Raw genomic sequence first — 13,049 nt, forward strand, 5'->3', positions numbered from 1 at the left:
TGGTCCCGAGGGTCGGACTCGAACCGACACGTCATCTCTGACAGCGGATTTTGAGTCCGCCGCGTCTACCAATTTCACCACCTCGGGAAGGTGTTGATGCGTATATTAAACTTTTTGAAAAACTTGTCAACGTAAGTTGATGACAATTGTCTATTTTTAAGTCACATGTGCTTTTTTAGCTTTATATTTGTGCAATATCAGCGTTCATGCCCAAAAAAGCATATACTAGCGCCAATTTTATATCCTCTATTTTGACGCTGCTTTTCCATCATGCAACTTTCTGATTTTAATTTTGACCTCCCCGATGAACTCATTGCTCGTTATCCTTTAAACACGCGCAGTGCTTCTCGTCTTTTACACCTCGATGCACAAGGTCGATACCACGACCACCAATTTACCGATATTCTCGAATTACTCAATGAAGGCGATTTATTGGTGCTCAATGACACCAAAGTGATGAAAGCACGTCTCAAAGGTAAGCGTGCTAGTGGTGGTGCAGTCGAAGTTCTGGTCGAACGCATGCAAGATGCATTTATTGCACACTGTCACATCAAAGCCAGCAACACCCCCAAAGCGGGAGCTGAACTTTTTATTGGCCCAGATGCTGTTAAAGTCACGGTACAAGGTCGTCATGAAAATTTATTTATTGTGGAGTTTTCGCAGCCAATTCTCAATGTTTTGGATTTATACGGCCAACTACCCATTCCGCCGTACTTTAACCGCGAAGCCGAAGCGATTGATACCGAGCGCTATCAAACAGTATTTAATGATCCTACCAAGTTAGCCAGTGTCGCGGCACCGACCGCAAGTCTACACTTCGATCAAAAACTGTTAGATCAGCTTGCAGCTAAAGGCATTCAAAAAACGTTTGTCACTTTACACGTGGGTGCAGGCACCTTTCTGCCTGTACGTACCGATGACATTGCCAATCACATTATGCATAGTGAATGGTGTGATGTTCCTGAGCATTCAGTTGAGCTTATTCGTCAAACCAAAGCGCGTGGTAATAAAGTCATTTCTGTCGGAACGACAGCGACACGTGCGGTTGAAAGTGCAGCGCAGGCACATGATGGTGAACTGAAAGCTTGGACTGGAGATACCCAAATTTTTATCTACCCAGGTTATGAGTTCAAAGTGGTGGATCGTCTTATCACCAACTTCCATCTGCCTGAATCGACTCTCTTGATGTTGGTTTCAGCGCTGTCAAATCGTGATAATATTTTGATGGCTTATCAACATGCAGTTGCAAACCAGTACCGCTTCTTTAGTTATGGCGATGCCATGTTAGTCGACCAACTTCAACCCAAATAAGAAGAACCATGCCTCTCGATACGATCAAACATTCTATTCATATTCGACGTAAAAAGAATCAGGTCGTGTTTGATAATATCGACAGGCTTTGGGACATTGCTCGGAGTGCGGACACTGCCCAAGAAATCTTGGATCGGTTGCATCCATGGAAAGCACCGATTACCCTTAAATTTGAAAATGTGTTGCCCATTCTACTGGGAATAATCGGCATTTTTTTTATTGTGCCTGTGTTTTTTGCAGGACAACATATTTGGACATTATTTAGCTTTTTATTTGGCTTAGCTTGCTTGCTTTGGGCCTATTTAAGCTATGAACAGGATGATGCCCTTGAGGAAGTCATAGACCACCTCGAAAAGCAAATTATTCATAAAAAATATCAGCTCAATGAGTTCACACCACCGCAGTACATTGGTGTTCCGCTACAACCTGCGTATTTTATCCCACAACTCAAACAATTGTTTCCGATCTTTAACCAAGGAACCATCAGTAATGATATTCCCTACTATGCCAGCACGATTTGGCAGGATGAGGACGGACAACAACATCAGGTCTTATTATTTCAATATCACTTTGTCGATGAAATTCGGGTGCGAGACAAAGATGGCAATGAAATGAAAGTCAAAGAAGTGCACAAAGACTTATGGGGATGTTTTGTGTTTGATGTACCGACTCAAGGGATTGCCATCACAGCATACAATAAAAAATTTTATTATCCTTATAGCTTTCCGTGGCATAGCAGTGACATTCAAATCAACCAAAGGCTCAAATTTTTTGGTGCCGACCAAATGCACATGGCTAAACTGCTATCACCTGCTTTTGTATTACGTGTCGCTGACTTCTTCCAATCACGTGAAGGTGATTTACTCTTTCATCCTGAAAAAAATATTTTGTGCTATATCAGCCCGCAAGACCTGTTTGAAATATCCAGTAAAGCAAAAAAAATCAATGACATTTCGACATTGCGTGGACACTTACGTACTTTTAAATTACCTTATCTAGAGCGTTTAGAATCCGATCTAACGCAATTTTTAAAATAATGATATTTTGCCGTTAGAGGGTCGTATGGGGCTATTGATTTTCTTCTTGATTATTATTGCAATCGTGTTTGGCGTGATTGTCATTCGTAATAATATTGTCAGACACCACAATGCAACCATTCGCGCATGGTCAGATGTAGCTACTTATGAACGTCAAAAGATCAAAATTTTGGATGGGCTAGAACCTTTAGTCGAACAATATTCCAGTTTTGAAAAAGGCACCTTGGAAAAAGTCACTGAACTCCGTCAGAACATTCTTAACCTGAACTTGAACAATACGGATGTCAATCAATTACAGCGTATTGAAGCTTTAAACCAAGAACTAATGCGTAGCCTTAATGTCGTGGTCGAAAATTATCCTGAGCTCAAAGCCAATGATATTTATCTCAAAATGATGAATGAAATTGAGGAACAAAACGAAAATGTCGGTGCTGCGATCAGCATCTTTAACCGCAATGTCGAACTGTTTAACAATCATATTCAAATTTTTCCAAACAACATTGTCAACACCATGACTGTCGGCAAAAAAGCGGTCCGTCCGTTCCGTGACTCAGTTGCGCTACAAAATTTTGATTACCGCCCAAACTTTAATTAGCAGGGTGATTACACCGATATTTGCTTAAAGGCACTTTAAATGAGTGCCTTTTTAACCTCTACGCTGACTGCACTGCTGACAACTACCGCTTGATACAATCTATCTCCACCCCGACAACACATTCAAATTAAAACCGTTGTCACCGCATACTATTTCGTACAGAAAAGCTTTGCTTTAAAAGTGTTACAACACTGGTGTTTATTTGCATAATCAAGGAAAATAGCCTCCTTTTAGCGGCGAACTGTTTTTTCGCTCTTGCACTGCAAGTCAAGCGGTGCTTTGCTCTTGTTTAGGATTTTTTATGAAGTTTGAAAAATTAGGTCAGTCGGGTCGCGCCCGTCGTGGTCGTTTAACTTTAGAGCATGGTGTGGTGGAAACCCCTGTGTTCATGCCTGTCGGTACTTATGGTACAGTCAAAGGCATGCTCCCACGTGACATTGAAGACATCAAAGCGCAAATTATTTTAGGCAACACCTTCCACCTTTACCTGCGCCCTGGCCTTGAAGTGATTAAAGAACACGGCGGTCTGCATCAATTTATGAAGTGGGATAAACCCATTTTGACCGATTCAGGCGGCTTCCAAGTTTTCAGCCTCGGTGCAATGCGTAAAATTAAAGAAGACGGTGTGACTTTCCGCTCTCCAATTGATGGCTCTAAAGTGTTTTTGTCTCCTGAAATCTCAATGGACATCCAACACACACTGAACTCAGACATCGTAATGATTTTTGACGAGTGCACCCCATATCCTGCAACGCATGAAGAAGCACAAAAGTCGCTACAACTGTCATTGCGTTGGGCAAAGCGTTGTAAGACTCAACATCATGATGTGCTTGAAAATAAAAATGCGCTGTTTGGTATCATTCAAGGTGGCATGTATGAAGACTTACGTGATGAGTCATTAAAAGGCTTACTTGAAGTTGGTTTTGACGGCTATGCCATTGGTGGCCTATCTGTCGGTGAACCAAAAGAAGAAATGATCAAAGTACTGGATTATCTTCCTGCGAAAATGCCAGCAGACAAACCGCGCTACCTGATGGGTGTCGGTAAACCTGAAGACATCGTGGAAGGCATCCGCCGTGGTGTCGACATGTTTGACTGTGTCATGCCTACCCGTAATGCCCGAAATGGACATTATTTTGTGACCGACGGTTTAGTCCGTATCCGTAACAGTAAATACCGTCATGATCAAAGTCCGCTAGATCCACACTGTGACTGTTATACCTGTACCAACTTTACCCGTGCTTATTTATTCCATTTGGAAAAATGTGGTGAGATGCTAGGTTCAATGCTGGGTACTATTCACAACTTACGTTATTACCAACGTTTCACTCAAGACATTCGTGACGCATTGGATAATGATCGCTTTGATGCCTTTGTTGAAGATTTTTATGCACGTCGTGGTTTAGAAGTTCCACCTTGCCCCCAAGATTAATTGTTGTGAGCATTTGCGCTTGGTAAAAAGACAAGGTAAATTGCAGAACAAGTCTATTTATGATCAATTCGTTGATCACCGTTTTTTTAGTTTAGGAATTTGAAATGAGCCTTTTTATTTCTACAGCTCACGCAGCGGGTGAAGCTGCACAACAACCAAGTATGGTCGCAAACTTGTTGATGATTGCTGTTTTTATTGCCATCTTCTACTTTTTAATTTGGCGCCCTCAAGCTAAACGTGCAAAAGAGCACCGTTCTTTGGTTGAAAGTCTTGGTGTAGGCAGTGAAGTTGTTTTTGCTGGTGGCCTCATGGGTAAAATCACTAAACTCGAAGGCGACTTCGCTGTGGTTGAACTGAGCCGTGGTGTAGACGTAAAAATCCAACGCGCAAGTGTGATTTCAGTTCTTCCTGAAGGCACATTAAATAACCTTTAATCAAAAAAATTAGTCGTGCATCCGCACGACTTTTTTCATTTTAAGAAGAAAACGAATGCGTTACCCAGCATGGAAATATCTACTGATTATCGTGGTTTTGATTATCAGTACATTATATGCCCTGCCTAGTTTGTATCCGGATGAACCTGCGGTTCAAATTTCTGGTGCCAAAGCTGGTACCCAAATTGACCAAAGCATCGTACAAAAAGCAGAGCAGATTTTAAAATCTGAAAGTATCTCAAGCCATGACAACAGCTTTAGTAATAATGCTGCACTGTTACGTCTTGACTCTAGCGAAGCACAATTAAAAGCCAAAGAGGCGCTACGTCGTGGGCTTGGTGATGACTATGTTGTCGCACTAAACTTGGCACCAACAACACCAGAGTGGCTACAAAAAATTGGTGCAAAACCAATGAAGCTCGGTCTGGATTTACGTGGTGGTGTTCACTTCTTGTTAGAAGTGGATATGGATAAAGCAATTTCTCAGCGCATGGAAACTTCTGCGACAGACTTACGTCGACAGTTCCGTGACAACAAGATTAAATTTAACAGTCTTGGATTAAACAACAACACGATTACCATTCAGTTTGCGAACAACGATGATCGCACGACTGCTCAAGACTACTTACGTAGCAATGGCAATGAGTTTAATCAGCAAGCGGTCGCAACTGCGACAGGTTCAACCTTACGTTTAACCTATACTGACGTTCGTCGCCAAGAAATTCAGTCTTATGCGGTAAACCAGAACTTAACCACCTTACGTAACCGTATTAATGAGTTAGGTGTGGCAGAAGCCTTGGTACAAACCCAAGGCAATAACCGCATCGTGGTTGAACTCCCGGGTGTACAAGACACAGCCGAAGCAAAACGTGTTTTAGGGCGTACTGCAAACTTAGAATTCCGTTTGGTCTCTGACCAGAATGATCAAGTCATTGACCAATATACTGGCAAGAGTAATGGGCAACCGCTTCCACCAGGCACTGAACTTTTTGCCTATCAGTCTTTGGACAGCGGACGTGAATTACTGTTAAACCGTAATCGTATTTTAACGGGTGAACGCGTTCAAAATGCATCAAGTGGCTTTAGCCAAGACACGGGCGGTGCTGAGGTAAACATTACCTTAGACACAGCTGGTGGCAAACTGATGTCCGATGCAACCCGTAATGCGGTAGGTAAGCGTATGGCCGTGTTGTTCATTGAAAATAAACAACGTATTAGCTATATCACCGATCCTACCACTGGTGCGCAAACAGAAGTCCGTACCCCGTATGCAGAATCTGTAGTGATTAACGCTGCAACCATTCAAGCAGTACTCGGCTCACAATTCCGTATCACCGGTTTAGATTCTCCTCAAGAGGCGTCTGAGCTAGCATTGATGCTGCGTGCAGGTGCGCTTGCTGCACCAATGTACTTTGTAGAAGAACGTGTCGTTGGTCCAAGTCTCGGTCAAGAAAACATTGATAAAGGGGTTCTATCAACTCAAATCGGTTTCTTACTCGTCGCGATTTGGATGGTGGTCTTCTTCCGTCTATTTGGTTTAATTGCAAACTTTGCTTTGGTCTTCAACTTAGCCATGATTTTAACCGTCATGTCTTGGATTGGCGCTTCTCTTACCCTACCGGGTATTGCAGGTATCGTGATTACCATTGGTATGGCCGTCGATGCCAACGTCCTCATCTGTGAGCGAATACGTGAAGAAATGAAATGGGGAGCATCGCCCAAACAAGCTATTGTGGCGGGTTATGATCGTGCCTATAACACCATTCTCGACTCAAACTTAACCACATTCTTGGTTGCGTTTATCTTATTTGCTATCGGCACAGGCCCAATTAAAGGCTTCGCTGTAACCTTAATGATCGGTATTGTCTGCTCAATGTTTACTGCAATCACAGTAACACGTGCAATTGTACAGCTCATCTATGGCAAAAAACGAAACTTGAAAAAGTTGAGCATATAAGGGAGATCGACGATGACTGATGTGACTCAACAAACTTCAAAAAAATACGGCCGTCCTGATGACGATCGCGTGATTAATTTTATGAAGATTGCGCTGCCTGCAGCCGTTCTTTCTATTATTTTAACGATTGGCAGCCTATTTTTCATTTTCACCAAGGGTCTTAACTTAGGTTTGGACTTTACTGGCGGTATTTCAGCCGAATTGAACTATAGTAAGGCAGTAAAGTCAGCCGATGTCTCTGCTGCACTAACCAAAGCTGGCTTTCATGATCCCGTGGTACAAACCATTGGTTCGGATCGTGACTTAATTGTACGTATGCCTGTACAAGAAGATACAGCAGCAGAAGACTTAACCAAAACCATTACCCAAGCGGTACAGCTTCCAGGTAACTCGGCTTCTGTCAACAAAGTTGATGTCGTCGGTGGGCAAGTGGGTAATGAGCTCTATATTCGCTCAGCAGGTGCTGTGGGTTTAGCTCTATTACTGATGCTGGTTTATGTCACCATTCGCTTTGAGTTCAAACTGGCAATGGGTGCAGTACTATCATTGTTCCATGACGTTGTAGTAACCATCGGTATTTTTGCCATGATGCAATGGCCGTTTGACTTAACGGTTTTAGCTGCTGTTTTGGCCCTGATTGGCTTCTCACTGAATGACAACATTGTTGTATCGGATCGTATTCGTGAAAACTTCCGTAAAATTCGTGGTGCAACGCCTTTAGAAATCGTTAACATTGCATTGACTGAAACATTACGTCGTACCATTCACACCTCAATGACTTTATTACTGGTGGTGATCTCGATGATGTTACTCGGTGGTGATGGTCTGAAATGGTTCTCTGTAGCGATGTTTGTCGGGGTTTTTGTGGGTACCTATTCTTCAATCTATATCGGTACAGCCTTTGCCTTATGGCGTGGTCTAAACCGCCAAGACTTCATTGTACAAGTGAAGCCTGAGTTTGAAGAAGAAAATGAAATTCCATAAACTCATATAGCTACGTTAAAAGAAAAGCCTCTCAATCGAGAGGCTTTTTTATATCGGTATGAAGCTGTTGTATCAACTCAATCTGAGGCAACGCATAGCCACGGCAGGACTGCTCTGCCCGCCATGCCACAGTCAACATCACATCTCCCAACTCAAAATTTTGATAGGCGAAACTACCAATGAGCGGATGGTTACACATGCCACCATTATGCATTGGATGTGCTTGGGTATTCAGTTCATTTAAGTTTAAACGAATACCCAAACCTGATGCTTTAAGCACCGCTTCTTTGGTGGTCCAAACTTTAAACCAGTAGGATTTTTCCTGCTCAATCTGTTGCCATAGCTCAAGTTCATCAACATGAAAAGCATGTTGAGCCAAAGCGCCAAAACGTACTTTGCGACTTAACTCTTCAACATCCACGCCCAAATCAGCCACTTTTTCACTCATGGCTAAAGCATAGTAATTTTGACTGTGACTATGATTGAAATGAAAAGAAGGCTGATCAACCCAATAGGGTTTGCCTGTCTCGCTCAGTGCAATGGCATGATCATCAACGATCATCTGTCGTTGTTCAGATAAGGATTGATTGCGATATTGATAAATGGCTTGTTTTCGCTGTGCAATTTGCTCGACACGTGACAGATTGTAATCCACCTGTACAATGTCCTTAATCTTTTTCAGCTCAACACGTATTGTCCTTGCCACGTTGCCTTCCTATCATCATTTCATGCATCATAAAATAAAAAAGCCCAAAGATCACTTTGGGCTTTTCAACATCAGAACATTAATGCCTGATTAACGTTTGAATTTCTTCTCTGCTTTCTTAAACTTCTGAACATAACGACGCTTACGCGCTGCTGTACGCTCATCCACTTGCGACTTACGTCCTTCAAATGGGTTTTCAGAGGTTTTAAACTCAATACGCACTGGCGTACCCTCAAGCTTATACACTTTACGGAATACGTTTTCCAAATAACGGCGGTAGTCATGTGGAGTCTTGTCGACTTTGTTGCCGTGAATCACGATGGTTGGTGGATTTTGTCCACCCATATGTGCATAACGCATCTTGATACGACGACCTTGTACCATAGGTGGTTGATGCGCATCGGTTGCATCATTTAAAATTTGTGTAATTTTCGCAGGCGAGACTTTCAAATGCGATGAGTCATAAGCACGGTGAATTGATGGATACATTTCACCAACACCCGTACCATGCAAAGCAGAAATCAGGTGGATCTTCGCCCAAGGAATAAAGTCAAAACGGCGCTCTACATCCAACTTACATTGCTTACGATCATACTCGGACATATTGTCCCATTTGTTAATCGCAATCACCATCGCTCGACCTGCTTCAAGCGCATAGCCAATTAAGTGTAAGTCTTGTTCTACAATACCTTCTCGCGCATCAACCACTATGACCACCACATGGGCATCTTTCATGGCTTGTAAGGTTTTCACGATTGAGAATTTCTCAATCATTTCATCAACCTTACCTTTACGACGAACACCTGCTGTGTCAATTAAGGTGTACTGACGGCCATCACGCTCAAACGGAATATAGATTGAATCACGGGTGGTTCCTGGTTGGTCAAATGCCACCACACGCTCTTCACCCAATAAACGGTTGACTAACGTTGATTTACCCACATTCGGACGACCAATAATCGCTAGGCGTAAACCTGTGTGCTTATCATGTTCGTCTGGGTTTTCATCTTCAGGCACATCATGTAGAACTTCTTCCAGCATTTGCTGAACACCGCGACCATGGCTTGCTGCCACTTGCAGAGGTTCACCCATACCGAGTTTGTAAAACTCAACCAAAGCTGCTTCAGCGTGTACACCATCGACTTTATTGGCAACCAAAAAAACTTTTTTGCCTAATGTACGCAGTTCGCGAGCAATTTGTTCATCTGAGGCTAACAAGCCTGCGCGAGCATCGACCACAAAAACAATAATATCAGCCTCATTAATGGCTGTTTTAGACTGTTCTGCCATGTAAGAGTCGATACCCCCTTCATTTTCGCCGATACCGCCTGTATCAACCACAATGAAAGACTTATTTTGATATACAGCGTCACCATATTTACGGTCACGCGTCAGGCCAGCAAAGTCAGCAACAAGCGCGTCACGACTCTTGGTGATCTGATTGAATAGCGTTGATTTTCCGACGTTCGGACGGCCAATGAGCGCAATTACGGGTTTCATAGATTAACCTTTATTCAAGATCAGCCAGTAAGACTGGTCTGAACATCAGAAACTGGAAGAAAAATAAGGTGAAAAACCTGAATAAAAACTCGGGGTCTTGTCTAAACAAATACCCCGAGGAAATTTAAAAATACGAATTTCGACTAGTTTAACATAAGTCGAACAGAATTAACGATTCTGCCAAATGCTTAATGCACCCTTTCGTGTTGCAACATAAAGTTGATCATCAATCACACGTAAAGTACGCACTTCACCAGAAGTCTTAGCACGACCAATCAATTCACCTGTTGCAGGGTTAATCATGTGCAATACACCATCTAGATCACCCACAATCAGGTCTTGACCTAACATCACAGGATTACTCAATTGGCGATTCAGCAGACTGTCATTTTCCCACAGTTTTTGACCCGTCGTAATTTCATAAGCCACTAATTTACCATCGGCCTGTGCAACAAATACGCCATTGCCAACCACTTCAGGGCGTTGTGTACTACTCGAATCTTCACTCCATACCACTTGCTGTGAAGCCAAATCCGTCATAGTGACTTGACCTTGATAACTGGTGGTAATCAAATACTGACCTGCAACTACTGGGTCACCGTCGATATCATTTAAACGCTGAATGTCCGAACGACCATCCGACACTGCTACACGACGCTGCATTCGTGGCACACCCGTAACTACATCTAAAGCATAGACATAGGCATTTGCAGTAGAAATGAGTACTGTGCGCGAATCAACAGGCACTGGTGCCGCATTACCACGAAGGCTAAGTTGAACATTTGGTAAGTTATAGGTCCACACTTGTTGACCTGTCGCCAAATCATGTGCAAAAACGGTTCCATCATTACTGACAGAAATCACACGCCCCGCTTGAACCAACGATGGCGCAAGTAGTGCCCCTGTTAATTGTGCTGTCCATTTTTGCTCGCCTGTCGCTTGGTCTAAAGCAAACAATTGGCCTTTAGCATTACCCACAATGACATAACCATCAGCCGCTTCCACACCTGAGCTTAAGCCAGCCTTAGACACTTCTTTCTGCCAAAGTTTTTGTTTGCCTTTATAAGCCGTCACTTCACCTTTTGGATCAAGCGCAAAAACCACACCATTGTCTGCATCTAGACGTAACCGTAAAGGGTCCGCTGTCGAAGTTGAAGACACACTTTGAGAAAATACAGGGGTCAGCGTTTTCGCTTGAGTCAGTTTTGGAAGTGGATTCGGCTTAACTTCTTCTACTTTGCCACTACTTGCACAACCCGCAAGAGCCAAAGTCAATACGGTTAATGCGCACGAAATTTTGTATTTTCTATTCATTAAGATTCTTCCGCAACGGTTTCTATGATTGGACGTTCGATTTCAGGATCATCAACTAAAATACCAACACTTTCGAGTTTAATTTGTAAAATTTGGCGTTCTTGTTTACGTTCAACCAACTGATCCCATGCACTTTGGTAGGCTTTTTTGGCATTGTCGATATCATTTTTAGCCACATAGACATCACCCAAAGCTTCATCAGCCGTTGCTTTAAAAGCAGGATCAGTCACTTGCGCTAATGTTTTAATTGAATCATCAAATTTCTTTTGTGCCAATTGAGCATACGCTAAGCGTAGTTTTACAATTTGCACTAAACCATCGTCATCGACTTTCGAGTTTTCAACTTTTTTCAACGCTTTTTCAGCACTTGCATAATCTGCTTTGTCATAAGCTAATTTTGCCATCAACAATTGCGTTTGAATGGCCTGAGCCGAATCTGGTGCATCTTTTACGATTTTATCCGCAGTTGCTGACAAGGCAGTAAATGCATCACCTTGCGTTGCACGTGCTTCATCCATCAATTGCTGAACTTTAGCCGTGTTCATTTGGTTCTCGGCCAGAGTCTTCTTCTGCCAGTATTGCCATCCAAAAAAGGCAATCAGCGCAATTAAAATCCCACTAATAATGGCTGAACCATATTTCTTAGTAAAAGACTTTAAACTATCAAGTTGTTCTTCATCACTTAATGCGCTCATGTGACTACCCTTTCCTTATATTTTGGCTTATTTTGAAGAAAATTTTTCAATCATAAATGGCACGATGTCATCCACCGCAACCAAAGTTTGTTCAGCTGTTGCCAACTCTTTTACGGCAAACTGTGCAGCTTCCACTTCACGCTCACCCAAAATGAGGGCAAACAATGCGCCAGACTGATCGGCTTTTTTCATCTGTGACTTCATTGAACCCTGAGAGCCTACTTTCAAACGAATCGTGCTCGATGCTGCATCCAACTGATTGCGAATTTGCTCTGCAAGGACTAAAGCTTTGCCTTGAGACGCTGGATCTGCCAACAAAAACATTTCGCAGTCACGTACAGGTGTAGCATCTTCAACTTGCTCAAGAAGCAATAATAAACGCTCTATACCCATTGCAAAACCAACGGCTGGCACAGACTGATCTGCTTTGCCTTTGAGCTGTCCAACTAGACCATCATAACGACCACCGGCACAGACCGTGCCTTGTGAACCCAAATGTGTAGTGGTCCATTCAAAAACGGTTTTGTTGTAATAATCCAAGCCACGCACCAATTTCTGGTTAATGACAAAGCTTACACCTGCATCCGTTAAATATTGCTGCAAGGTTGCAAAGTGATTCAACGTTTCCTCACCCATAAAGTCATGCAACTTCGGTGCATTTTCCAGAATGGCTTGAGTTTTTGCATCTTTAGAGTCAAGAATGCGCAGTGGATTGGTGGTTAAACGACGCTGTGAGTCTTCATCCAAATTACCCTTGTGTGATTCCAAAAACTCAACCAATGCCGCACGATAAGCAGCACGCTCATCAGACTCACCGAGAGTATTCAATTCAAGTTGAACTTTGTCTGCCACACCCATGCGTTTCCACAGACGTGCGGTCATCAAAATCAGCTCAGCATCCATATCTGGGGTTGCTACACCAAAGGTTTCCACGCCAAATTGGTGGAACTGACGGTAACGACCCTTTTGTGGCTTTTCATAACGAAACATCGGGCCAATATACCAAACCCGAGGAGTGGCACCACGAAGCAAGTTATGCTCAAGCATGGCGCGTACACAACCTGCTGTTCCTTCAGGACGCAAA

At 42.9% G+C, this 13,049-nt stretch carries 12 protein-coding genes and 1 tRNA gene; 7 read left to right on the plus strand and 6 right to left on the minus strand.

Features of this window, described 5'->3' with window-relative positions; genetic code table 11:
- A tRNA-Leu gene (locus B4F08_RS15570) sits at nt 1-87 on the minus strand.
- Between the two features lie 183 nt (nt 88-270).
- On the opposite strand from B4F08_RS15570, the gene queA reads away from it, so the two are divergent.
- The 7 genes from queA (at nt 271) to secF (ending at nt 7,750) form a co-directional block, all read left to right on the plus strand.
- Complete coding sequence (gene queA / locus B4F08_RS15575) at nt 271-1,311, plus strand: tRNA preQ1(34) S-adenosylmethionine ribosyltransferase-isomerase QueA (protein ID WP_291375238.1); 1,041 nt, start codon at nt 271-273, stop codon at nt 1,309-1,311.
- An 8-nt stretch (nt 1,312-1,319) separates the two neighbouring features.
- On the plus strand, nt 1,320-2,348 hold the full coding sequence (locus B4F08_RS15580; protein WP_291375239.1) for a hypothetical protein: 1,029 nt from the start codon (nt 1,320-1,322) through the stop codon (nt 2,346-2,348).
- A 25-nt stretch (nt 2,349-2,373) separates the two neighbouring features.
- Nucleotides 2,374-2,943, plus strand: a complete 570-nt coding sequence (locus B4F08_RS15585) for a LemA family protein (protein ID WP_086210445.1) — start codon at nt 2,374-2,376, stop codon at nt 2,941-2,943.
- Nucleotides 2,944-3,244: 301 nt separating this feature from the next.
- On the plus strand, nt 3,245-4,375 hold the full coding sequence (gene tgt / locus B4F08_RS15590; protein WP_086210446.1) for a tRNA guanosine(34) transglycosylase Tgt: 1,131 nt from the start codon (nt 3,245-3,247) through the stop codon (nt 4,373-4,375).
- A gap of 104 nt (nt 4,376-4,479) precedes the next feature.
- Nucleotides 4,480-4,809: a preprotein translocase subunit YajC gene (yajC, locus tag B4F08_RS15595; protein WP_004697692.1), complete on the plus strand. Its 330-nt coding sequence runs from the start codon at nt 4,480-4,482 to the stop codon at nt 4,807-4,809.
- Between the two features lie 55 nt (nt 4,810-4,864).
- The gene (secD, locus tag B4F08_RS15600; RefSeq protein ID WP_086210447.1) at nt 4,865-6,766 is read left to right on the plus strand and encodes a protein translocase subunit SecD; all 1,902 of its coding nucleotides are present in this window, start codon (nt 4,865-4,867) and stop codon (nt 6,764-6,766) included.
- Nucleotides 6,767-6,778: 12 nt separating this feature from the next.
- Nucleotides 6,779-7,750: a protein translocase subunit SecF gene (gene secF, locus B4F08_RS15605; RefSeq protein ID WP_110974654.1), complete on the plus strand. Its 972-nt coding sequence runs from the start codon at nt 6,779-6,781 to the stop codon at nt 7,748-7,750.
- Between the two features lie 31 nt (nt 7,751-7,781).
- Here the strand turns inward: secF and B4F08_RS15610 are convergent, their stop codons facing one another.
- From B4F08_RS15610 to hisS, 5 genes are all read right to left on the minus strand, one after another.
- Nucleotides 7,782-8,456 (minus strand): 4'-phosphopantetheinyl transferase family protein, encoded by a 675-nt coding sequence (locus B4F08_RS15610; protein WP_291375244.1) that lies wholly within the window; start codon nt 8,454-8,456, stop codon nt 7,782-7,784.
- Nucleotides 8,457-8,546: 90 nt separating this feature from the next.
- On the minus strand, nt 8,547-9,956 hold the full coding sequence (gene der / locus B4F08_RS15615) for a ribosome biogenesis GTPase Der (protein ID WP_110974653.1): 1,410 nt from the start codon (nt 9,954-9,956) through the stop codon (nt 8,547-8,549).
- A 168-nt stretch (nt 9,957-10,124) separates the two neighbouring features.
- On the minus strand, nt 10,125-11,270 hold the full coding sequence (gene bamB / locus B4F08_RS15620; protein ID WP_086210450.1) for an outer membrane protein assembly factor BamB: 1,146 nt from the start codon (nt 11,268-11,270) through the stop codon (nt 10,125-10,127).
- Nucleotides 11,270-11,965, minus strand: coding sequence for a YfgM family protein (locus B4F08_RS15625; RefSeq protein ID WP_086210451.1), 696 nt, complete (start codon nt 11,963-11,965; stop codon nt 11,270-11,272). Before B4F08_RS15625 ends, bamB begins: the two co-directional genes overlap by 1 nt.
- Nucleotides 11,966-11,992: 27 nt before the next feature.
- A partial coding sequence (hisS, locus tag B4F08_RS15630) for a histidine--tRNA ligase (RefSeq protein ID WP_291375245.1) occupies nt 11,993-13,049 on the minus strand: 1,057 nt, incomplete at its 5' end.

The organism is Acinetobacter sp. UBA6720, from assembly GCF_002454215.1.
Taxonomy (GTDB): domain Bacteria; phylum Pseudomonadota; class Gammaproteobacteria; order Pseudomonadales; family Moraxellaceae; genus Acinetobacter.